Annotated in this window: 18 protein-coding genes; 17 read left to right on the forward strand and 1 reads right to left on the reverse strand. The window is 71.2% G+C overall.

The annotated features are described in order from the left end of the window. Positions 1–8: 8 nt before the first annotated feature. The 13 genes from ACFYOP_RS08875 to ACFYOP_RS08935 all read left to right on the forward strand — a co-directional run bounded on the left by ACFYOP_RS08875 (position 9) and on the right by ACFYOP_RS08935 (position 14,746). Positions 9–1,691 carry a UDP-N-acetylmuramoyl-L-alanyl-D-glutamate--2,6-diaminopimelate ligase gene (locus tag ACFYOP_RS08875; RefSeq protein ID WP_356892065.1) on the forward strand — a complete coding sequence of 561 codons (1,683 nt, stop codon included), beginning with the start codon at positions 9–11 and terminating at the stop codon, positions 1,689–1,691. Positions 1,692–1,695: 4 nt separating this feature from the next. Beyond that, positions 1,696–3,123, forward strand: a complete 1,428-nt coding sequence (gene murF, locus ACFYOP_RS08880) for a UDP-N-acetylmuramoyl-tripeptide--D-alanyl-D-alanine ligase (RefSeq protein WP_356892063.1) — start codon at positions 1,696–1,698, stop codon at positions 3,121–3,123. Continuing rightward, the gene (mraY, locus tag ACFYOP_RS08885) at positions 3,120–4,190 is read left to right on the forward strand and encodes a phospho-N-acetylmuramoyl-pentapeptide-transferase (protein WP_356892061.1); all 1,071 of its coding nucleotides are present in this window, start codon (positions 3,120–3,122) and stop codon (positions 4,188–4,190) included. Before murF ends, mraY begins: the two co-directional genes overlap by 4 nt. Further along, positions 4,172–5,599 carry a UDP-N-acetylmuramoyl-L-alanine--D-glutamate ligase gene (murD, locus tag ACFYOP_RS08890; RefSeq protein ID WP_356892059.1) on the forward strand — a complete coding sequence of 476 codons (1,428 nt, stop codon included), beginning with the start codon at positions 4,172–4,174 and terminating at the stop codon, positions 5,597–5,599. Before mraY ends, murD begins: the two co-directional genes overlap by 19 nt. 602 nt (positions 5,600–6,201) lie before the next feature. Then, the gene (gene ftsW / locus ACFYOP_RS08895) at positions 6,202–7,590 is read left to right on the forward strand and encodes a putative lipid II flippase FtsW (protein ID WP_388451214.1); all 1,389 of its coding nucleotides are present in this window, start codon (positions 6,202–6,204) and stop codon (positions 7,588–7,590) included. A gap of 6 nt (positions 7,591–7,596) precedes the next feature. After that, positions 7,597–8,691: an undecaprenyldiphospho-muramoylpentapeptide beta-N-acetylglucosaminyltransferase gene (gene murG / locus ACFYOP_RS08900; protein WP_356892057.1), complete on the forward strand. Its 1,095-nt coding sequence runs from the start codon at positions 7,597–7,599 to the stop codon at positions 8,689–8,691. Between the two features lie 13 nt (positions 8,692–8,704). Then, positions 8,705–9,529: an FtsQ-type POTRA domain-containing protein gene (locus ACFYOP_RS08905; RefSeq protein ID WP_356892055.1), complete on the forward strand. Its 825-nt coding sequence runs from the start codon at positions 8,705–8,707 to the stop codon at positions 9,527–9,529. A gap of 284 nt (positions 9,530–9,813) precedes the next feature. Beyond that, positions 9,814–11,028, forward strand: a complete 1,215-nt coding sequence (gene ftsZ / locus ACFYOP_RS08910; protein ID WP_356892053.1) for a cell division protein FtsZ — start codon at positions 9,814–9,816, stop codon at positions 11,026–11,028. Further along, complete coding sequence (gene pgeF / locus ACFYOP_RS08915) at positions 11,025–11,774, forward strand: peptidoglycan editing factor PgeF (RefSeq protein WP_356892051.1); 750 nt, start codon at positions 11,025–11,027, stop codon at positions 11,772–11,774. Before ftsZ ends, pgeF begins: the two co-directional genes overlap by 4 nt. Beyond that, positions 11,771–12,490 (forward strand): YggS family pyridoxal phosphate-dependent enzyme, encoded by a 720-nt coding sequence (locus ACFYOP_RS08920; protein WP_356892049.1) that lies wholly within the window; start codon positions 11,771–11,773, stop codon positions 12,488–12,490. Before pgeF ends, ACFYOP_RS08920 begins: the two co-directional genes overlap by 4 nt. A gap of 124 nt (positions 12,491–12,614) precedes the next feature. Then, positions 12,615–13,220, forward strand: coding sequence for a cell division protein SepF (locus ACFYOP_RS08925; protein WP_356892047.1), 606 nt, complete (start codon positions 12,615–12,617; stop codon positions 13,218–13,220). 70 nt (positions 13,221–13,290) lie between these two features. Continuing rightward, positions 13,291–13,587 carry a YggT family protein gene (locus ACFYOP_RS08930; RefSeq protein WP_177148724.1) on the forward strand — a complete coding sequence of 99 codons (297 nt, stop codon included), beginning with the start codon at positions 13,291–13,293 and terminating at the stop codon, positions 13,585–13,587. A gap of 49 nt (positions 13,588–13,636) precedes the next feature. Further along, the gene (locus tag ACFYOP_RS08935) at positions 13,637–14,746 is read left to right on the forward strand and encodes a DivIVA domain-containing protein (RefSeq protein ID WP_356892045.1); all 1,110 of its coding nucleotides are present in this window, start codon (positions 13,637–13,639) and stop codon (positions 14,744–14,746) included. 179 nt (positions 14,747–14,925) lie between these two features. Here ACFYOP_RS08935 and ileS read toward each other — a convergent pair whose 3' ends face one another. After that, the gene (gene ileS, locus ACFYOP_RS08940; RefSeq protein WP_356892043.1) at positions 14,926–18,102 is read right to left on the reverse strand and encodes an isoleucine--tRNA ligase; all 3,177 of its coding nucleotides are present in this window, start codon (positions 18,100–18,102) and stop codon (positions 14,926–14,928) included. Positions 18,103–18,658: 556 nt separating this feature from the next. Between ileS and ACFYOP_RS08945 the strand changes: the two genes are divergently transcribed. Genes ACFYOP_RS08945 through ACFYOP_RS08960 form a run of 4 tightly spaced genes read left to right on the forward strand, consistent with a single transcriptional unit; the run spans position 18,659 to position 21,721 of the window. Then, positions 18,659–19,660: a TraR/DksA family transcriptional regulator gene (locus tag ACFYOP_RS08945; RefSeq protein WP_356892041.1), complete on the forward strand. Its 1,002-nt coding sequence runs from the start codon at positions 18,659–18,661 to the stop codon at positions 19,658–19,660. A 59-nt stretch (positions 19,661–19,719) separates the two neighbouring features. Beyond that, entirely contained in the window at positions 19,720–20,280 is a 561-nt protein-coding gene (gene lspA, locus ACFYOP_RS08950) for a signal peptidase II (protein WP_356892039.1), read from the forward strand. Between the two features lie 17 nt (positions 20,281–20,297). Beyond that, positions 20,298–21,239 carry an RluA family pseudouridine synthase gene (locus tag ACFYOP_RS08955; RefSeq protein ID WP_356892037.1) on the forward strand — a complete coding sequence of 314 codons (942 nt, stop codon included), beginning with the start codon at positions 20,298–20,300 and terminating at the stop codon, positions 21,237–21,239. Continuing rightward, entirely contained in the window at positions 21,236–21,721 is a 486-nt protein-coding gene (locus tag ACFYOP_RS08960; protein ID WP_356892035.1) for a GNAT family N-acetyltransferase, read from the forward strand. The genes ACFYOP_RS08955 and ACFYOP_RS08960 overlap by 4 nt, the downstream gene beginning before the upstream one ends. The last annotated feature ends 54 nt before the right edge of the window (positions 21,722–21,775 follow it).

Raw genomic sequence — 21,775 nt, forward strand, 5'->3', positions numbered from 1 at the left:
TACCACCAGTGACGACGATCACCCCCGATTCCGGGAACCGACCCGGGGACCGCCCCTCATTTTCGCCCGGGCCCGGTGCGCCCGGTACGCTCACCGCCGTGCCACACGCTGATCAGTACCGAACGACCCAGCAGGACGCGGCCCCGAAACACCCGGGAGCGCCCCGTCCTGACCGGCCCCGCCCGACGAAGCTCGGGGATCTGGCGGCCAGACTGGGGGTGGAGACCCAGGGCGCCGCGGAGATCACCGGCATCACCCACGACTCACGGGCGGTACGCCCCGGCGACCTGTACGCCGCCCTGCCCGGCGCCCGGCTCCACGGCGCCGACTTCGTGGCCCAGGCCGCCGACCTCGGAGCGGCCGCGGTCCTCACGGACAGCACCGGCGCCGAGCGCGCCGCCGCCACCGGCCTGCCGGTCCTCGTCACCGACGACCCGCGCGGCCGGATGGGCGAACTCGCCGCGGAGATCTACGGCCACCCCGGGAACGACCTGCTGCAGATCGGCATCACCGGCACCTCCGGCAAGACGACGACCGCCTATCTCGTCGAGGGCGGCCTCCAGGCGGCCGGGCGCTCCACCGGCCTGATCGGCACGGTCGAGATGCGCATCGGCGACGAGCGCATCAAGTCCGAGCGCACCACCCCCGAGGCCACCGACCTGCAGGCGCTCTTCGCGGTCATGCGCGAACGCGGCGCCGACTCGGTCGCCATGGAGGTCTCCAGCCACGCCCTGGTGCTGGGCCGGGTCGACGGCTGCGTCTTCGACGTCGCCGTCTTCAACAACCTCAGCCCCGAGCACATGGAATTCCACTCCGACATGGAGGACTACTTCCAGGCGAAGGCGCAGTTGTTCACCCCGCGCCGCAGCCGGAAGGCGGTCGTCAACCTGGACGACGAATACGGCCGCAGGCTCGTCGACGAGGCCACCGTGCCCGTCACCACGTTCTCCGCCGAGGGCCACCCCGACGCCGACTGGCGCGCCGAGGACGTCGAGGTCGGCACCCGCGGCTCGACGTTCACCGCGGTGGGCCCGGCGGGCGAGCGGGTACGTGCCGAGGCGCCGCTGCCCGGCCCGTTCAACGTCGCCAACACCCTGGCCGCCGTCGTCACCCTCGCCGTCGCCGGGCTCGACCCGCAGACCGCCGCCGACGGGGTCGCCGCCGTGCCCGGAGTGCCGGGCCGGCTGGAGCGCGTCGACGCCGGCCAGCCGTACCTGGCGGTGGTGGACTACGCGCACAAGACCGACGCCGTCGAATCGGTCCTGCGCTCGCTGCGCAAGGTCACCGAGGGCAAGATCCACATCGTGCTCGGCTGCGGCGGCGACCGCGACCGGACCAAGCGCGGCTCCATGGGCGCCGCGGCCGCGCGACTGGCCGACACCTCCGTATTCACCTCCGACAACCCGCGCGGCGAGGACCCCCTCGCGATCCTCGCCACGATGCTCGCGGGCGCGGCGGAGGTGCCGATCCACGAACGCGGCGACGTCATGGTCCACGAGGACCGGGCCGCCGCCATCGCCGAGGCCGTCGCCCGCGCGCAGGACGGCGACACCGTGCTCGTCGCCGGCAAGGGCCACGAGCAGGGCCAGGACATCGCGGGAGTGATCCGCCCGTTCGACGACCGCCAGGAGCTGCGGGCGGCCATCGAACGCTCGCTCAGCGACGCAGCCGTCAAGAACAGTCAGGGATGACCCAGTGATCGCCCTCTCCCTCGCCGAGATCGCCGAAATCGTCGGCGGGCAGCCGCACGACATACCGGATCCGGCCACGCCGGTCACCGGCCCCGTCGTCATCGACTCCCGCGCCGTGGAGCCCGGCAGCCTCTTCGCCGCCTTCCGGGGCGAGAACGTCGACGGCCACGACTACGCGGAATGCGCGGTGGCCCGGGGCGCGGTGGCTGTGCTGGCCACCCGCCCCCTCGGCGTACCCGCCATCGTCGTCGACGACGTGCAGAGCGCCTTGGGGCGCCTGGCCCGCGCCGTGGTCGAACGCCTCGGCACCACGCTCGTCGCGCTCACCGGCTCGGCCGGGAAGACCAGCACCAAGGACCTGATCGCCCAGGTGCTCCAGCGCAAGGGGCCCACCGTCTGGACCCCCGGCTCCCTCAACAACGAGATCGGTCTGCCCCTCACCGCACTGCGCGCCACCGAGGAGACCGAGCATCTGGTGCTGGAGATGGGTGCGCGCGGAATCGGCCATATCCGCTACCTCACCGAACTGACCCCGCCCAGGATCGGCCTCGTGCTGAACGTCGGCACCGCCCACATCGGCGAGTTCGGCGGCCGCGAGCAGATCGCGCAGGCCAAGGGTGAGCTGGTCGAGTCGCTGCCCCCGGCGGAAGAGGGCGGCGTCGCCCTGCTCAACGCCGACGACCCCCTGGTCCGCGCCATGGCAACGCGCACCGCGGCCCGGGTACTTCTGTTCGGAGAGTCCGGCGAGGCCGCCGTGCGTGCCGAGAATGTCCGGCTCACGGAGCTCGGGCAACCCACCTTCACGCTCCGCACACCCACCGGGTGCAGTGACGTGACCATGCGGCTGTACGGTGAGCATCACGTGTCGAACGCGCTCGCCGCGGCCGCCGTCGCCCATGAGCTGGACATGCCCGCCGACGAGATCGCCCTGGCGCTCTCCGAAGCCGGCACCCTCTCCCGCTGGCGCATGGAGGTCACCGAGCGTGCGGACGGCGTGACGGTCGTCAACGACGCCTACAACGCGAACCCCGAGTCCATGCGTGCCGCGCTGCGTGCGCTGGCCGCCATGGGCGAAGCCGCACGGGCGAAAGGGGGGCGCACGTGGGCGGTGCTCGGCCAGATGGCCGAACTCGGTGACGAGGCACTCGTCGAGCACGACGCGGTCGGGCGGCTCGCCGTCCGGCTCAACGTCGGCAAGCTCGTCGCGGTCGGGGGCAGGGAGGCGTCCTGGATGCAACTGGGCGCATACAACGAGGGTTCGTGGGGTGAGGAGTCGGTGCACGTGTCCGACGCGCAGGCGGCGGTCGACCTGTTGCGCAAAGAGTTGCGCCCGGGAGACGTCGTGCTGGTGAAGGCTTCCAGGTCGGTCGGTCTGGAGCGGATCGCACAGGCGCTGCTCGAGGGTCTCGAGGGTGAGGGTGCCGTCCGATGAGGCAGATCCTCTTCGCGGGAGCCATCGGTCTCTTCCTGACCCTGGTCGGGACCCCGCTGCTGATCAAGCTGCTGGCCCGCAAGGGATACGGGCAGTTCATCCGCGACGACGGCCCGCGCAGCCACGGAAGCAAGAAGGGCACGCCCACCATGGGCGGCATCTCCTTCATCCTGGCCACGCTCATCGCCTACGCGCTCGCCAAGGTGATCACCGGTGAGGACCCGACCTTCTCGGGTGTGCTGGTGCTCTTCCTCATGGCCGGCATGGGCCTGGTCGGCTTCCTCGACGACTACATCAAGATCGTCAAGCAGCGTTCGCTCGGTCTGCGCGCCAAGGCGAAGATGGCCGGGCAGCTGATCGTCGGCATCGCCTTCGCCGTCCTGTCGCTGCAGTTCGCCGACCAGCGCGGCAACACCCCGGCCTCCACCAAGCTGTCGTTCATCACCGACTTCGGCTGGTCCATCGGTCCGGTGCTGTTCGTCGTCTGGGCGCTGTTCATGATCCTCGCCATGTCGAACGGCGTGAACCTGACGGACGGTCTGGACGGCCTCGCCACCGGCGCGTCGGTGATGGTCTTCGGCGCGTACACCTTCATCGGGCTGTGGCAGTTCCAGGAGTCCTGCGCCAACGCGGTGACCCTGACCAATCCCAACGCCTGCTTCGAGGTACGAGATCCGCTCGACCTCGCGGTCGTCGCCTCCGCGCTGATGGGCTCCTGCTTCGGCTTCCTGTGGTGGAACACCTCACCCGCCAAGATCTTCATGGGCGACACCGGCTCCCTCGCGCTCGGCGGCGCGCTCGCGGGCCTCGCGATCTGCTCCCGTACGGAGTTCCTCCTCGCGCTCCTCGGCGGACTGTTCGTCCTCATCACCATGTCCGTGGTGATCCAGGTCGGTTCGTTCAAGATGACCGGCAAGCGGGTCTTCCGGATGGCGCCGCTCCAGCACCACTTCGAACTCAAGGGGTGGTCCGAAGTCCTTGTGGTGGTCCGGTTCTGGATCATCCAGGGCATGTGCGTGATCGTGGGCCTCGGTCTCTTCTACGCGGGATGGGCAGCCGACAAGTGAGCGACTGGCAGGGCAGGAACATCACCGTCGCCGGCCTCGGAGTGAGCGGCATCAGCGCCGCGCGCGCCCTGGCCGGCCTCGGCGCGAACGTCACCGTCGTGGACGGCGGATCGGGCGACGCGCACGAGGCGCGCGCGGCCGAGATGGCCGCGCTCGGCATCGCCGTGCGCCTCGGTGACGCCGAGACCCTGCCCGCCGGCACCGACCTGGTCGTCACGTCGCCCGGCTGGAAGCCGTCCGGCCCGCTGTTCGCCGCGGCGGCCGCCGCCGGTGTCGACGTCGTCGGCGACGTCGAGATCGCCTGGCGGCTGCGCGGCCCCGGCGCCGCGCCGTGGCTGGCGATCACCGGCACCAACGGCAAGACGACGACGACCAGGATGCTCGCCTCGATCCTGACGGCGGCGGGCCTGCGGACGGCCGCGATCGGCAACATCGGCACGCCGATCGTCGACGTCGTCCTCGGCGACGAGCCGTACGACGTGCTCGCCGTGGAACTCTCCAGCTACCAGCTGCACTGGGCGCCCTCGCTGCGCGCCCACTCCGCGGCCGTGCTCAACCTCGCGCCCGACCATCTCGACTGGCACGGCTCGATGGAGGCGTACGCCGCCGACAAGGGCCGTATCTACGAGGGCAATACGGTCGCCTGCGTCTACAACGCCGCCGACCCGGCCACCGAGGAACTGGTCCGCGCGGCGGACGTCGAGGAGGGCTGCCGGGCCATCGGCTTCACCCTGGGCACTCCCGGCCCTTCCCAACTCGGCGTGGTGGAGGGGCTCCTGGTCGACCGGGCGTTCGTGACCGACCGGCAGAAGCAGGCCCAGGAGCTCGCGGAGGTCGCCGACGTCGACCCGCCGGCCCCCCACAACATCGCCAACGCCCTCGCGGCCGCCGCGCTGGCCCGTGCCTTCGGCGTCGAACCGGCCGCGGTACGGGACGGGCTGCGCGCCTTCCGGCCCGACGCGCACCGCATCCAGCACATCGCGGACGTCGCGGGCGTCGCCTACATCGACGACTCCAAGGCCACCAACACGCATGCGGCCCAGGCGTCTCTGGCCGCGTACGAGCCGATCGTGTGGATCGCCGGGGGACTTGCCAAGGGCGCCACCTTCGACGAGCTGGTCACCGCCTCGGCGAAGCGCCTGCGGGGCGTCGTCCTCATCGGGGCCGACCGCGCCCTGATCCGGGAAGCCCTCGCGCGACACGCGCCCGAGGTCCCGGTCGTCGACCTCGAGCGGACCGACACTGGGGCGATGTCCGAGGCGGTACGGGAGGCGGCCTCGCTCGCCCGGCCCGGAGACACGGTCCTGCTGGCGCCGGCCTGCGCCTCGATGGACATGTTCACCAATTACAACGAGCGGGGCGAGGCCTTCGCGGAAGCGGTCCGGGCGCTCGCCGACAAGCACGCCTGACAGCCGCGAGGTCCGGCCGGCGCCGGGCACGACTGGAGGGGACAGCCACGATGCCGCCCACGGACGGGCCCCCGCCCCCGGGAGACGCCCTCCCGACCCCACCCGGGACCATGCCCCCGCAGCACCCGGCCCCGCCGGGGCCCGTGGCGCCGCATGCCGGGGGAGCCGCCTCGGCGGCGCGTCCTGCGGCCGCCGCGGGTGATGGCGCCCCGCCGCCCTCGTTGCCGGCAGCCGCGCCTGCCGGCCCGGTGAGGGGAACGGCTTCGCCGCGCACCGCCAGCGCCGCCCGGTCGGCCCCTGTGGCCCAGCCGGACCCGTCTCCGCTGCCGCCGGCCCCGCCCGCCGCCGGCTCCGTCATGCCGCACGCCCAGGGCGTCCGCCGGGCTTCCTCGCCGGTCGCCGGGCCCGCCACTGCGGGCTCGGACGCCGTGGCGCTCGATGCCGTCGGCGCTCCTGTGGCGCGCCGGGCCTCGGCCGCGCCGAGAGGGGCCCGCCGGTCGCGGGCCCTTGGCCGGTGGGCGGACCGGACGGGCGCCCGCGTCGGGCGGGGTGCGCTGCGCGCCGTGCGGGTGTCGGTCGCCGGGCTCGCACCCGCAGGGCCGCTGCCCGCGCTCGCCGGCGCCGTACCCCCACTCACCGGCGCGGCCGGGCCCGCCGGGCTCGCGCTGCGCAGCCGCGTCGGCGGCGAGACGCGGCGGGCGCCCGGGGTGCGGGGCGGCGGGCCACGGGCGCCGCGGACGTCCGGGGCCGCCGGTCCGAGGGGGCCGCGGCGGCTGTACGAGCAGGCGCGCAGGGCCTGGGACCGGCCGCTGACCGCCTACTACCTGATCCTCGGCAGCAGCCTGCTCATCACGGTCCTCGGCCTCGTCATGGTCTACTCCGCGTCGATGATCCAGGCGCTGGAGTACTCGCTCCCCGCTTCCTACTTCTTCCAGAAGCAGTTCGTCGCCGCCGTCATCGGCACCGTACTCCTGCTGATCGCCTCCCGTATGCCCGCCAAGCTGCACCGGGCCCTGTCGTATCCGCTGCTGATGATCACCGTCTTCCTGATGGTGCTGGTCCAGGTCCCCGGGATAGGGCACGCGGTCAACGGAAACCAGAACTGGATCTATCTCGGCGGCCCCTTCCAGCTCCAGCCCAGTGAGTTCGGCAAGCTCGCCCTGATCCTGTGGGGCGCCGACCTGCTGGCCCGCAAGCAGGACCGGCGACTGCTGACCCAGTGGAAGCACCTGCTGGTCCCGCTCGTGCCCGTCGCCTTCCTCCTCCTCGGCCTGATCATGCTCGGCGGCGACATGGGCACCGCGATCATCCTGACCGCAATCCTGTTCGGTCTGCTCTGGCTCGCGGGAGCGCCCACCCGGCTCTTCGCCGGGGTGCTCTGCGTCGCCGGGTTCGTCGGGCTGATGCTGATCAGGACCAACGAGAACCGCATGTCCCGGCTCGAGTGCATCGGTGCGATCGACCTCGGTCCGGAAGGCGAGTGCTGGCAGGCCGTGCACGGCATCTATGCTCTTGCCTCTGGCGGATGGTTTGGTTCCGGCCTCGGTGCAAGTGTGGAAAAATGGGGCCAACTGCCCGAACCGCACACCGACTTCATCTTCGCCATCGCCGGGGAGGAACTGGGCCTGGCGGGGACGCTGTCGGTACTCGCTCTGTTCGCGGCTCTAGGCTATGCGGGTATCCGCGTCGCCGGACGCACGGAGGACCCCTTCGTGAGGTATGCGGCGGGAGGCGTCACCACGTGGATCACGGCGCAGGCCGTGGTCAACATCGGTGCGGTGCTCGGTCTGCTGCCGATCGCCGGCGTCCCGCTGCCGCTGTTCTCCTACGGAGGGTCCGCCCTGCTGCCGACGATGTTCGCCGTCGGACTGCTGATCGCCTTCGCGCGAGAGGAACCCGCGGCGAAGGCGGCCCTGGCCGTGCGGAGGCCCGGGGTGAGATGGAAGACGATGAGACGGCGCGTCAAGAAGCGTCCGTCCGGAGAGCGGTGAATTTCGGTGCATGTCGTACTCGCCGGCGGGGGGACCGCCGGCCACATCGAGCCCGCGCTCGCCCTCGCGGACGCCCTGCGGAGGCAGGACCCGGCCGTGGGCATCACAGCCCTCGGCACGGAGCGCGGACTCGAGACCAGGCTCGTGCCGGAGCGCGGCTACGAGCTGGCGCTCATCCCCGCCGTTCCGCTGCCACGCAAGCCCACCCCGGAGCTGATCACCGTCCCCGGGCGGCTGCGCGGCACCATCAAGGCCGCCGAGCAGATCATCGAGCGCACGAAGGCGGACTGTGTCGTCGGTTTCGGCGGTTACGTCGCACTGCCCGGCTACCTCGCCGCCAAGCGCCTCGGCGTGCCGATCGTCATCCACGAGGCCAACGCCCGCCCCGGCCTCGCCAACAAGATCGGCTCCCGCTACGCCGCCGGCGTGGCCGTCGCCACGCCCGACAGCAAGCTGCGCGGCGCCCGCTACATCGGCATCCCGCTGCGCCACACCATCGCGACGCTCGACCGCGCCAGGGTCCGCCCCGAGGCGCGTGCGGCCTTCGGTCTCGACCCCAATCTGCCGACGCTGCTGGTCTCCGGCGGTTCGCAGGGCGCCCGCCGGCTCAACGAGGTCATCGAGCAGATCGCTCCGGTGCTCCAGCGCTCCGGCATCCAGATCCTGCACGCGGTCGGACCGAAGAATGAAATGCCGCGCGTGGACAACATGCCCGGGATGCCGCCCTATGTGCCGGTACCGTACGTGGACCGGATGGATCTCGCGTACGCCGCGGCCGACATGATGCTCTGCCGCGCGGGTGCGATGACCGTCGCCGAACTCTCCGCCGTGGGCCTGCCTGCCGCCTACGTCCCGCTGCCGATCGGCAACGGCGAACAGCGGCTCAACGCCCAGCCGGTGGTGAAGGCCGGCGGCGGACTGCTGGTCGACGACGCCGAACTGACTCCCGAGTGGGTCCAGGGCAACGTCCTTCCGGTGCTCGCAGATCCGCACCGGCTGTACGAGATGTCGCGCGCGGCCGCCGAGTTCGGCCGCAGGGACGCCGACGACCTGCTCGTCGGCATGGTGTACGAGGCGATTGCTGCACGCCGCAAGGCGTGAGAAGGCAGGGAGCGTGGCCGGACCGACCACCGCGAAACGCAGTGCGCCGGGCCCCTCTGGCGGACCGGACGGCTCGAACGGGGCGGACGGCAAGGGCCGTCCGTCCCGCGAGGGCGCGCCCTCCGGCCGCTTCCGCCGGCCCGGCCCCCGCTTCCTGCTGAGCGCCGTCGGCGCGCTCCTCCTCGTGACCGGCGTCCTCTGGCTGCTCTACGGCTCCTCCTGGCTGCGCACCGAACACGTGGGGACCACCGGCACCGAAGTGCTCACCCCCGCCCAGGTGGAGGCCGCCGCGCGGGTGCCGATCGGCGCACCCCTCGTCTCGGTCGACACGGACGCCATCGAGGCCAGGCTGCGGCGGGCGCTGCCCCGTATCGACTCCGTGGAGGCCGAGCGTTCGTGGCCGGACGGGATCGAACTGGTCGTGACCGAACGAAAGCCGGTCCTGTTGCTGGAAAAGGGCGCAAAGTTTGTCGAAGTGGACGCGGACGGTGTCCGATTCGCCACAGTCGCCGAAGCGCCGAAAGGTGTTCCCCTGCTGCGTCTGGAAGTTGACGGTTCGCCGAGTCTGAAGCGATTCGGCGCGGACCGGCTGGTCGGAGAGGCGGTCCGGGTCAGACGCGGACTTCCCGCGAAAGCGGCCGCCGACCTGAAGAGTGTGAAAGTAGTCTCGTACGACTACATCTCCCTGGAGTTGAGCGGCAATCGCACCGTGGTGTGGGGCAGCTCGGAGGGGGGTGAAGCGAAGGCCCGCGCGCTCGAAGCGCTCATGAAAGCAGCTCCGAAAGCCGAGTACTTCGATGTCAGCGCACCCAGCGCCCCTGCCGCGTCAGGGAGTTGACGCGCATCTGCGCTGGCCAGCACCCTGGTTGGTCATGGCTGTGCGTGATCACATAGGGTGAAAAGAAAAACGGGAGGTTCGGCGTGTTCGTTGAACGTGCGCCACTTGTCGACTTAGTGTCCTGTTCGGAAGAGTCCAGGGAACAGACATACTGGTAACCCTAAACTTCAGCGTTAGGGTTCGGGTCGGCAGTCGGCTTGTCGGGCCGTCCCCATTCGACATCAGTCGTCGCACCGCGGCCCCGCGAAGCGGCGACACGTAACTCGAGGCGAGAGGCCTTCGACGTGGCAGCACCGCAGAACTACCTCGCAGTCATCAAGGTCATCGGTGTCGGCGGCGGTGGTGTCAATGCCATCAACCGAATGATCGAGGTCGGTCTCAAGGGCGTCGAGTTCATCGCTATCAACACGGACGCCCAGGCGCTGTTGATGAGCGACGCCGACGTCAAACTCGACGTCGGCCGCGAACTCACCCGAGGCCTCGGAGCCGGAGCCAATCCGGCAGTCGGTCGCAAGGCGGCAGAGGACCACCGCGAGGAGATCGAGGAGGTCCTCAAGGGGGCCGACATGGTCTTCGTCACCGCCGGTGAAGGCGGCGGCACCGGTACCGGCGGCGCACCCGTCGTCGCCAACATCGCCCGCTCGCTGGGCGCCCTGACGATCGGTGTGGTCACCCGCCCGTTCACCTTCGAGGGCCGCCGGCGCGCCAACCAGGCGGAGGACGGCATCGCCGAGCTCCGCGAAGAGGTCGACACCCTCATCGTCATCCCCAACGACCGGCTGCTGTCCATCTCGGACCGCCAGGTCAGCGTGCTGGACGCGTTCAAGTCCGCGGACCAGGTCCTGCTGTCGGGCGTCCAGGGCATCACCGACCTCATCACCACCCCCGGTCTGATCAACCTCGACTTCGCCGACGTCAAGTCGGTGATGTCCGAGGCCGGCTCCGCCCTCATGGGCATCGGTTCGGCCCGCGGCGACGACCGCGCGGTGGCCGCGGCGGAGATGGCGATCTCCTCGCCGCTGCTCGAGGCGTCCATCGACGGCGCCCGCGGTGTGCTGCTCTCCATCTCCGGCGGCAGCGACCTCGGCCTGTTCGAGATCAACGAAGCCGCGCAGCTCGTCAGCGAGGCCGCCCACCCCGAGGCGAACATCATCTTCGGCGCCGTCATCGACGACGCGCTCGGCGACGAGGTGCGGGTCACGGTCATCGCGGCCGGCTTCGACGGCGGCCAGCCGCCGGCCCGCCGGGAGAACGTGATCGGCTCCACGTCGGCCAAGCGCGAGGAGCAGCCCTCCGGCCCGTCCCGTCCCGCCGACGGCCCCCGTCCCGCCGGCGGCCTCGGCACCGTACCCGTACGCGAGGAGCCCGCCGCTCCCGCCGAGCCGGCCCCGGTCGCGAGCGACCTCGGCCCGTCCTCCGGCCCGGCCCAGGTCCCGCCGGCCCGTCCGTACCCGGACAGCCAGGCGGAAGAACTGGATGTCCCGGACTTCCTGAAGTGACAGTGCAGCCCGACGCGATAGACGAGAGCGGCGCGCACTTCGCCTTCACCGACAGGTGGGGCGGGGTGAGCGCCGTTCCGTACGAGGAGCTCAACCTCGGCGGCGCCGTCGGCGACGACCCGGCCGCGGTGCTCGCCAACCGGGCGCTCGCCGCCAAGTCGCTCGGCCTCGCCCCGGACCGGGTCGTGTGGATGAACCAGGTGCACGGCAAGGACGTCGCCCGGGTCGACGGGCCGTGGGGGGACGGCGCGGCGCCCCGGGTCGACGCCCTGGTCACCACGCGGCGCGGCCTCGCGCTGGCCGTGCTCACCGCCGACTGCACCCCGGTCCTGCTCGCCGACCCCGTCGCCTCGGTGGTCGGCGCGGCACACGCGGGCCGCCCCGGAATGGTCGCGGGCGTGGTGCCCGCCGTCGTCGAGGCGATGCGCGAGCTGGGCGCGGCGCCGGAACGCATCATCGCCCGTACGGGACCGGCCGTTTGCGGTCGCTGCTACGAAGTCCCCGAGCAGATGCGGTCCGAAGTGGCCGCGGTGGAGCCCGCCGCCTGGTCGGAGACGAGCTGGGGGACTCCGGCCGTCGACGTCACGGCCGGGGTGCACGCCCAGCTCGCGGCGCTCGGGGTACGCGACCGGCGGAAGTCGGCGGTCTGCACCCTCGAATCGCGTGACCACTACTCGTACCGCCGTGACCGCACGACGGGGAGGCTCGCCGGATACGTCTGGCTGGAGGACCGGGAAACCCCATGACCGACCGCAGAACCGAACTCGCCGGAAATCTGGCGGCGGTGGAGGAACGTATCGCCTCGGCCTGCGCGGCAGCCGGCCGCGAACGGGAGGAGGTGACCCTCATCGTGGTCACCAAGACCTACCCGGCGAGCGATGTGCGGATTCTCCATGAACTCGGTGTACGTCATGTGGCGGAGAACCGTGACCAGGACGCGGCTCCCAAGGCCGCCGCGTGCGCGGATCTGAGAATTCACTGGCATTTCGTCGGTCAGTTGCAGACCAACAAAGTACGTTCTGTCGCGAGTTATGCCGATGTGGTGCAGTCCGTCGACCGGCTGAAGCTCGTTTCCGCCCTCTCCGCCGCCGCGGTACGCGCGGAGCGGGAGCTCGGCTGTCTGATCCAGGTCGCGCTCGACGCCGAGTCCGGCCGGCAGGGGGACCGGGGCGGCGTGGCGCCGGACAGGATCGAGGAGTTGGCCGCGGCCGTGGCGGACGCACCGGGACTGCGGCTCGACGGGCTGATGACCGTCGCTCCGCTCGCCGGACCGTACGCGGGACGGCAACAGGCGGCGTTCGAGCGGCTGATGGAATTGTCATCCGTACTGCGCGCGACCCATCCGGCTGCGAACATGGTGTCAGCAGGGATGAGTGCGGACCTCGAGGAGGCCGTGGCGGCGGGAGCGACACATGTGCGCGTCGGTACGGCGGTACTCGGAGTCCGACCCCGGCTCGGGTAACGTCGCGAAGCAAGTCGGACCACAGTAGAAAATATGGTCATTCCCGCCCATAGCGGGCAGGCCGAGTGGATCGCGGGCACTTGGTGACGCATGCCGATCCACCACAGAGCGGAGGACTCAGAGAATGGCCGGCGCGATGCGCAAGATGGCGGTCTACCTCGGCCTCGTGGAGGACGATGGGTACGACGGCCGGGGCTTCGACCCCGATGACGACTTCGAACCCGAGCCGGAGCCCGAGCGTGAGCACCGGCGGCACCAGCCCCCCCGTCAGGTGGAGCGCGAGGAGCCGGTGCGGGTGACGGCGCCGCCCGCACAGCGCGAGCCCGTCGCCCTCCCGGTCGACAGTGGTCGTCCGGCGCGAATCGCCCCCGTGGCATCCATCACACCTGAACGCCCGAGCATGGAGAAGAACGCACCCGTGATCATGCCCAAGGTCGTGTCCGAGCGGGAGCCCTACCGCATCACCACGCTGCATCCGAGGACCTACAACGAGGCCCGTACCATCGGGGAACACTTCCGCGAAGGCACCCCCGTGATCATGAATCTCACGGAGATGGACGACACGGACGCGAAGCGACTTGTCGACTTTGCCGCGGGACTCGTCTTCGGTCTGCATGGCAGCATTGAGCGCGTGACGCAGAAGGTGTTCCTGTTGTCGCCTGCTAACGTCGATGTCACGGCGGAAGACAAGGCCCGCATCGCAGAGGGCGGGTTCTTCAACCAGAGCTGAGAAAGACACCGGGGAACGACCCGGCCGAAGGGCCGGCTGAGATGGGATCCAGGGGAGAGGGAAGCGCGGGATGAGCGTCGCACTACAGGTGGTCTACATCGCTCTGATGTGCTTCCTTGTCGTCCTGATCTTCCGGCTCGTCATGGACTACGTCTTCCAGTTCGCGCGTTCATGGCAACCCGGCAAGGCGATGGTGGTCGTTCTGGAGGCCACCTACACTGTCACCGATCCACCGCTCAAGCTTCTGCGGCGATTCATCCCGCCGTTGCGTCTCGGGGGCGTGGCACTCGACCTGTCCTTCTTCGTTCTGATGATCATCGTCTACATCCTGATCTCCATCGTTCGTGGAGTGGGGAACTCGATGTGAGCGATACGGTCCTGCCGACTGCCGACGACTACGTAGAGGTGAAGAAGAGATGCCGCTGACTCCCGAGGACGTGCGGAACAAGCAGTTCACGACCGTCCGCCTCCGAGAAGGCTATGACGAGGACGAGGTCGATGCCTTCCTCGACGAGGTCGAGTCCGAGCTGACCCGTCTGCTCCGTGAGAACGAGGACCTGCGCGCGAAGCTGGCCGCGGCGACCCGTGCGGCCGCACAGAATCAGCAACAGCAGCAGCAACAGCAGGGAATGCGTAAACCTCCGGAGCCCCAGGACGGCCGTGGCCCGGGCGGACCCGGCGCCCCGGTGCCCGCCGCCATATCGGGACCGCCGGTCCAGCAGCAGCCCCCGCAGATGGGTCCCCCCCAGCTGCCCGGTGGTGCTCCTCAGCTGCCGGCCGGTCCCAGCCACGGAGGCCAGCAGGGCCACGGTCAGATGGGCCCCGGCGGTCAGATGCAGGGCGGACCCATGGGTGGCCCGATGGGCGGCCCCATGGGCGGTCACGGCGGCCCGCAGGGTCCCGGCCCGATGGGTCAGGGTCCCGGCGGTGACAGCGCCGCGCGCGTCCTGTCGCTTGCCCAGCAGACCGCGGACCAGGCGATCGCGGAGGCCCGTTCCGAGGCCAACAAGATCGTCGGCGAGGCGCGTTCGCGCGCCGAGGGCCTGGAGCGGGACGCCCGCGCCAAGGCCGACGCCCTCGAGCGGGACGCCCAGGAGAAGCACCGCGTCGCGATGGGCTCCCTCGAGTCCGCGCGCGCCACGCTGGAGCGCAAGGTCGAGGACCTGCGGGGCTTCGAGCGCGAGTACCGGACCCGGCTGAAGTCCTACCTGGAGAGCCAGCTGCGTCAGCTGGAGACCCAGGCGGACGACTCCCTGGCTCCGCCGCGCTCCCCGGCGGCCGCGTCGCTGCCGCCGTCCCCGGCGCCTTCGATGGCTCCGGCCGGCGCGAGCGCCCCGTCCTACGGCGGCCAGACGATGGGCGGCCACGGCGGCCCCTCGCAGGGCGGCCCGTCCTACGGCGGCCAGCAGCAGATGTCCCCGGCGATGACCCAGCCGATGGCACCGGTGCGGCCGCAGGCGCCGCAGCCGATGCAGCAGGCGCCTTCGCCGATGCGCGGCTTCCTGATCGACGAGGACGACAACTGACCGCGCTGCGCGCACAGCGCGCCTAGCCGTCGGCAGACAGCGGGGCCGGGCCCGGGACGTGTTCACACGTCCCGGGCCCGGCCTTTTGCGTGCGCGGGTGCGGTGGCGCCTGCGGCCCCCCGGAACGCCGCCGGGCCCGGCCAAGAGGTTGGCCGGGCCCGGGGTACGCCTGCCGCGTGTTACGCCTTGCGCAGGCGGAACGTCAGCGACAGCCCTTCGTCCGTGAACGGGGCACCGTACGACGCGTCCGCGTCCCCGCCCCCGAAGTCCGTCGCCAGCACCTCGTCCGCGATCAGCGACGCGTGGTCCGAGAGCGCCGAGGTGACCTCGGGGTCGTCGGAGGACCAGCGCAGGGCGATGCGGTCCGCGACGTCCAGGCCGCTGTTCTTGCGCGCCTCCTGGATGAGGCGGATCGCGTCGCGCGCCAGGCCCGCCCGCCGCAGCTCCGGCGTGATCTCCAGGTCGAGGGCGACCGTCGCGCCCGAGTCGGAGGCGACCGACCAGCCCTCCCGCGGGGTCTCCGTGATGATGACCTCCTCCGGGGAGAGGGTCACCGTCTCGCCGTTGACCTCCACCGACGCCTCGCCGGAACGCAGGGCCAGGGACAGCGCCGCCGCGTCCGCGGCGGCGACCGCCTTGGCCACGTCCTGGACGCCCTTGCCGAACCGCTTGCCCAGCGCCCGGAAGTTGGCCTTGGCCGTGGTGTCCACCAGCGAGCCGCCGACGTCCGACAGGGACGCCAGCGAGGAGACGTTCAGCTCCTCCGTGATCTGCGCCCGCAACTCCTCGGAGAGCGTGGGGAAGCCGGTCGCCGCCACCAGCGCCCGCGACAGCGGCTGCCGGGTCTTCACGCCGGACTCGGCACGCGTCGCACGGCCCAGCTCGACCAGCCGGCGCACCAGCGCCATCTGGGAGGAGAGGACCGGGTCGACGGTGTCGAGGTCGGCCTCCGGCCACGAGGCCAGGTGCACCGACTCCGGCGCGTCCGGCGCCACCGGCACGACCAGGTCCTGCCAGACCCGCTCGGTGATGAACGGCGTCAGCGGCGCCATCAGCCGCGTGATCGTCTCGACCACGTCGTGCAGCGTCCGCAGCGCCGCCGCGTCGCCCTGCCAGAACCGGCGGCGCGAGCGGCGCACGTACCAGTTCGACAGGTCGTCGACGAACGCGGAGAGCAGCTTGCCGGCGCGCTGGGTGTCGTACGCCTCCATGGCCTGCGTGACCTGGTCGACCAGCGCGTGCAGCTCGGAGAGCAGCCAGCGGTCCAGCACCGTGCGCTCGGCCGGGGCAGGGTCGGCGGCGGAGGGGGACCAGCCCGAGGTACGGGCGTACAGGGCCTGGAAGGCGACCGTGTTCCAGTACGTGAGGAGGGTCTTGCGCACCACTTCCTGGATCGTGCCGTGGCCCACGCGCCGCGCCGCCCACGGCGACCCGCCGGCCGCCATGAACCAGCGGACCGCGTCCGCGCCGTGCTGGTCCATCAGCGGGATCGGCTGCAGGATGTTGCCCAGGTGCTTGGACATCTTGCGGCCGTCCTCGGCGAGGATGTGCCCGAGGCAGACCACGTTCTCGTACGACGACTTGTCGAAGACCAGCGTGCCGACGGCCATCAGCGTGTAGAACCAGCCGCGGGTCTGGTCGATCGCCTCCGAGATGAACTGCGCCGGGTAGCGCTTCTCGAAGATCTCCTTGTTCTTGTACGGGTAGCCCCACTGCGCGAACGGCATCGAACCCGAGTCGTACCAGGCGTCGATGACCTCCGGCACGCGCGCCGCGGTGTGGCCGCAGCCCTCGTGCGGGCAGTCGAAGGTGACCTCGTCGATGAACGGGCGGTGCGGGTCCAGGCCGGACTGGTCGGCGCCCGTCAGCTCCGACAGCTCGGCGAGCGAGCCGACGCAGGTCAGGTGGTCGTCCTCGCAGCGCCAGATCGGCAGCGGCGTGCCCCAGTAGCGGTTGCGGGACAGCGCCCAGTCGATGTTGTTGTTCAGCCAGTCGCCGAACCGGCCCTGCTTCACCGAGTCCGGGAACCAGTTGGTCGCCTCGTTCTCCGCGAGCAGCCGGTCCTTCACGGCGGTGGTGCGGATGTACCACGACGGCTGCGCGTAGTAGAGCAGCGCCGTGTGGCAGCGCCAGCAGTGCGGGTAGCTGTGCTCGTACGGGATGTGCTTGAAGAGCAGACCGCGGGTCTGGAGGTCCGCCGTGAGCGCCTCGTCGGCCTTCTTGAAGAAGACGCCGCCGACCAGCGGCACGTCCTCCTCGAAGGTGCCGTCGGGGCGGACCGGGTTCACGACCGGCAGACCGTAGGCGCGGCAGACCTTGAGGTCGTCCTCACCGAACGCGGGGGACTGGTGGACCAGACCCGTACCGTCCTCGGTCGTGACGTAGTCGGCGTTGACCACGTAGTGCGCGGGCGCGGGACCGTTCTCATTGGTTCCCTCGCTGACGCTCGGGAACTCCACCAGCTCGAACGGGCGCTGATACGTCCAGCGCTCCATCTCCGCGCCCGTGAAGGTCGTGCCGGTGGCCTCCCAGCCCTCGCCGAGCGCCTTCTCCAGCAGCGGTTCCGCGACGACCAGCTTCTCCTCGCCGTCCGTCGCCACCACGTACGTGACGTCGGGGTGCGCGGCGACCGCCGTATTGGACACCAGCGTCCACGGCGTCGTCGTCCACACCAGCAGCGCCGCCTCGCCCGCGAGGGGGCCGGAGGTCAGCGGGAAGCGCACGAAGACCGAGGGGTCGACGACCGTCTCGTAGCCCTGCGCCAGCTCGTGGTCGGACAGGCCGGTGCCGCAGCGCGGGCACCAGGGGGCGACGCGGTGGTCCTGGACCAGCAGGCCCTTGTTGAAGATCTCCTTCAGCGACCACCACACCGACTGGACGTAGTCCGGGTCCATGGTGCGGTACGCGTCGTCGAGGTCGACCCAGTAGCCCATGCGGGTCGTCAGCTCGGCGAACGCGTCCGTGTGCCGGGTCACCGACTCTCGGCACTTGGCGTTGAACTCGGCGATGCCGTACGCCTCGATGTCCTTCTTGCCGGCGAAGCCGAGCTCCTTCTCGACGGCCAGCTCGACCGGCAGGCCGTGGCAGTCCCAGCCGGCCTTGCGGCCCACGTGGTAGCCGCGCATGGTGCGGAAGCGGGGGAAGACGTCCTTGAAGACGCGGGCCTCGATGTGGTGGGCGCCGGGCATGCCGTTCGCCGTGGGCGGGCCCTCGTAGAACACCCACTCGGGGCGGCCCTCCGACTGCTCGAGGGTCTTGGCGAAGATCTTGCTCTCGCGCCAGAAGTCGAGCACGGCGTGCTCGAGCGCGGGCAGATCGACCTGGGCCGGCACCTGACGGTACTGGGGGGGTGTCATGTACGAACTCCTCCGGCGGACAGCTTCTCTTCCGTCGGAGGGACGAGAGCGCCGATGCTGTGCGGCCGGCTCCCGCGGTACCACCCTCCTTGGCGGCGCACAGGGCGCCGCCCCCTCATTGGGGTCGCGAAGCCGGTTCTACCGGCCGCGGGAGGTGCCCGCGGCTTTCTTCCGGCGGCTCCGGGGTGATGCTTCACGCCGCGCTGGCCCCCGGGCTCTCACCGTCCCCGGGTCGCTCATGGCCGCGTACGACGCTACTCGTCCCCATCCACGCCTTTCGCTGCGCCCAGTGTACGGGCCCCTACGAGGACCGGCCGCCCCCTTTTCCGCGGCGGCGCGGTTGACCCGAATGGCCACGCGGCTCGTCACAGGGCATGGCACGTCGCGCGGGGCGGATTACCCGGCGGGGAGCTGGGCACAACGGATGCAGGCTTGACTTCTCGCGGCCCGGGACGGGCGGAACCGGCGGCGTGCCCCGTTGCCGCGGGGCTGGTGTCGATTTATCGTCCCAGCACGATTCGCGAGCAAGATCACAAAATGTGAAGGGGCCGCGGCCATGGTGGCGAAGAAGACCGCCGACAAGACGGCGTCAGCGCGTTCCGCCGCCGCGGGGGCGGAAACCGGGACGCCCGACGAGAGGGCGACCGGGCCCCGGAAGGCCGCGAAGAAGACGGCAGGAGGCACGGGCGCGGCCAGGAAGACGCCGGCGAAGGAGCCGTCGGCGAAGAAGGCTCCGGCGAAGAAGGCCCCGGCCGCGAGCGCGGCGACCGAGGAGAGCACGGCCGAGAGGACGACGCCCACGCAGACCACGGCCAGGAAGACGGCGGCGGCCACCAAGAAGACCACGGCCACCAGGAAGACCACGGCGGCCAAGAAGAGCAGCACGGCAACGAAGACCACGGCCGAGAGCAAGAAGCAGAGCGATGCGGCCCCCAGGGCTGCGGAAAAGGCCGGCGCGGACGCCGACGCGGCGCCCGGGCCGGTCACCAAGGAGGCCGTCGACAAGGCGGTCGCCGCGAAGCAGGCCGAGGGGGCGGCCGAGGCCGCCGAGCAGACGGGAGCCAGGACGGTGGCAGCGAAGAAGACCGCGGGTAGGGCATCAGACGCGGGCGGGAGCGCGGTGGCGGTGCCCACGGCCCGTACGGCGGCCACGACGCCGCCGGGTGAGCTGGCGGTACGGCCCGGTGAGGACCCGTGGACCCAGGAGGAGGTCGACGAGGCGTGGGCCGGACTCGAGGGCGAGGCGGCCCGGCTGAACGCGGAGATCACCTCTTCCGAGGCGGCCCTCGCCGGGCTGATGCGGGACTCCGGCGACGGCGCCGGCGACGACGAGGCCGACACCGGCGCCAAGAACATCACGCGCGAGCACGAGATGGCGCTCGCGGCCAACGGCCGCGAGATGCTGGAGCAGACCGAGCGTGCGCTGCAGCGGCTCGACACCGGGACGTACGGCCTCTGCGAGAGCTGCGGCAAGGCGATCGGCAAGGCCAGGATGCAGGCGTTCCCCCGGGCCACGCTGTGCGTCGAGTGCAAGCAGAAGCAGGAACGCAGGGGCTGATCCCCAGAGGCTGTGCCGTACCCTCGTCCTCAGTCGAAATCCTAGGTTGAGGGACTCACGTGGCAGAGGCGGAGCGCATCATCGGTACGCCAGATGTTGACGACGAGGCAGCGGCGCCCGCCGAGCCGCCGAAGGGCAAGCGCAAGATCGCCGTGCTGTTCGTGGTGGCGCTCGTCGCCTATCTGCTCGACCTCGGCAGCAAGCTGCTCGTGGTGGCCAAGCTGGAGCACCACGAGCCGATCGAGATCATCGGCGACTGGCTGAAGCTCGAGGCGGTACGGAACCCGGGCGCCGCGTTCGGCATGGGCGAGGCCTTCACCGTCATCTTCACCCTCATCGCGGCGACCGTGATCGTCGTGATCGTGCGGCTGGCGCGCAAGCTCTACAGCGGACCCTGGGCGGTCGCCCTCGGTCTGCTGCTGGGCGGGGCGCTCGGCAATCTGACCGACCGGATCTTCCGGTCGCCCGGCGTCTTCGAGGGCGCGGTCGTGGACTTCATCGCGCCCGCGCACTTCGCCGTGTTCAACCTGGCCGACTCCGCGATCGTGTGCGGCGGCGTCCTCATTGTGCTGCTCTCCTTCAAGGGGCTGGACCCCGACGGGACAGTCCACAAGGACTGACAAGGCATACTCGACGGGTGAGTACGATTCCCGAGGTCCGCGCCCTGCCCGTACCCGACGGCCTGGAGGGCGAGCGTGTGGACGCCGCCATCTCCCGGATGTTCGGGTTCTCCCGTACGAAGGCGGCCGAGCTGGCCGCTGCCGGGAAGGTGCAGGTCGACGGCTCGGTCGTCGGCAAATCGGAACGGGTGCACGGCGGCGCCTGGCTCGAGGTCGAGATGCCGCAGGCGCCCGCGCCGGTGCAGGTCGTGGCGGAGCCGGTCGAGGGCATGGAGATCGTGCACGACGACGACGACATCGTCGTGATCGCCAAGCCGGTCGGCGTGGCCGCGCATCCGAGCCCGGGCTGGACCGGCACCACCGTCATCGGCGGCCTCGCGGCCGCCGGGTACCGCATCTCCACGTCGGGCGCCTCCGAGCGCCAGGGCATCGTGCACCGGCTCGACGTCGGCACGTCCGGGCTGATGGTCGTCGCCAAGTCGGAGCGCGCCTACACCCTGCTGAAGCAGCAGTTCCGCGACCGGGTCGTCGACAAGCGCTACCACGCGCTGGTGCAGGGCCACCCCGACCCGCTGAGCGGCACCATCGACGCGCCCATCGGCCGGCACCCCACCCTCGACTACAAGTGGGCGGTCACAGCGGAGGGCAAGCCGTCGGTGACGCACTACGACCTGATCGAGGCGTTCCGCGCGGCGTCGCTGCTCGACATCAAGCTGGAGACCGGCCGCACCCACCAGATCCGGGTGCACATGGCGGCGCACCGCCACCCCTGTGTGGGGGACCTGACCTACGGCGCGGACCCGACGATGGCGAAGCGGCTCGGTCTGACCCGGCAGTGGCTGCACGCGGTGCGTCTCGGCTTCGAGCACCCGTCGGACGGCCGGTGGGTCGAGTTCGAGAGCACGTACCCGGAGGACCTCCAGCAGGCGCTGGACCGGATCGAGGCGGAGAGCCAGTGACGCTGCGGTACAGCGTGCGGGTCGCCGCCGGCGCTGCCGACCGGGAGGCGTGCTTCGCGGTCCGCAAGGCCGTCTTCGTCGCGGAGCAGCAGGTGCCGGAGGACATCGAGTACGACGCCTACGACGCGGAGGGCGCGGACACGATCCACGTCCTCGCGGTCGGCGCGGACGGTGTCGCGCTCGGCACCGGCCGGTTGCTGCACGGCGCGTCGGCGATCACCAGGACCGGCGGCGACCTCACGGTCGGCGCACTCGGCCGCCTCGCGGTGCGGGCGGCCGCCCGCGGCCTCGGCGTGGGCGCCGCCCTGGTCCGTGCGCTCGAGGACGCGGGGCACCGGCGGGGTCTGGCGGTGGTGGAGCTGCACGCGCAGACGCATGCGCTGGGGTTTTACGAGCGGCTGGGGTACGAGGCGTACGGGGCGGAGTTCTTGGACGCGGGGATGCCACACCTGGCGATGCGCCGTACCCTCACGTCTCCCTGACGACGCGCGCCGCCGGCGGCGGGCAAGTTCCCCTCCGCGCCCTTCCCGTAACCG

This window comes from Streptomyces sp. NPDC006294 (assembly GCF_042870895.1).
GTDB lineage: Bacteria > Actinomycetota > Actinomycetes > Streptomycetales > Streptomycetaceae > Streptomyces.

Coding starts and splice junctions, on each gene's coding strand:
- mraY (WP_356892061.1), top strand. CDS start 3,120: ATGAGGCAGATCCTCTTCGCGGGAGCCATCGGTCTCTTCCTGACCCTG.
- murD (WP_356892059.1), top strand. CDS start 4,172: ATGGGCAGCCGACAAGTGAGCGACTGGCAGGGCAGGAACATCACCGTC.
- ACFYOP_RS08920 (WP_356892049.1), top strand. CDS start 11,771: ATGACCGACCGCAGAACCGAACTCGCCGGAAATCTGGCGGCGGTGGAG.
- ACFYOP_RS08925 (WP_356892047.1), top strand. CDS start 12,615: ATGGCCGGCGCGATGCGCAAGATGGCGGTCTACCTCGGCCTCGTGGAG.
- ACFYOP_RS08930 (WP_177148724.1), top strand. CDS start 13,291: ATGAGCGTCGCACTACAGGTGGTCTACATCGCTCTGATGTGCTTCCTT.
- ACFYOP_RS08935 (WP_356892045.1), top strand. CDS start 13,637: ATGCCGCTGACTCCCGAGGACGTGCGGAACAAGCAGTTCACGACCGTC.
- ileS (WP_356892043.1), bottom strand. CDS start 18,102: ATGACACCCCCCCAGTACCGTCAGGTGCCGGCCCAGGTCGATCTGCCC.
- ACFYOP_RS08945 (WP_356892041.1), top strand. CDS start 18,659: ATGGTGGCGAAGAAGACCGCCGACAAGACGGCGTCAGCGCGTTCCGCC.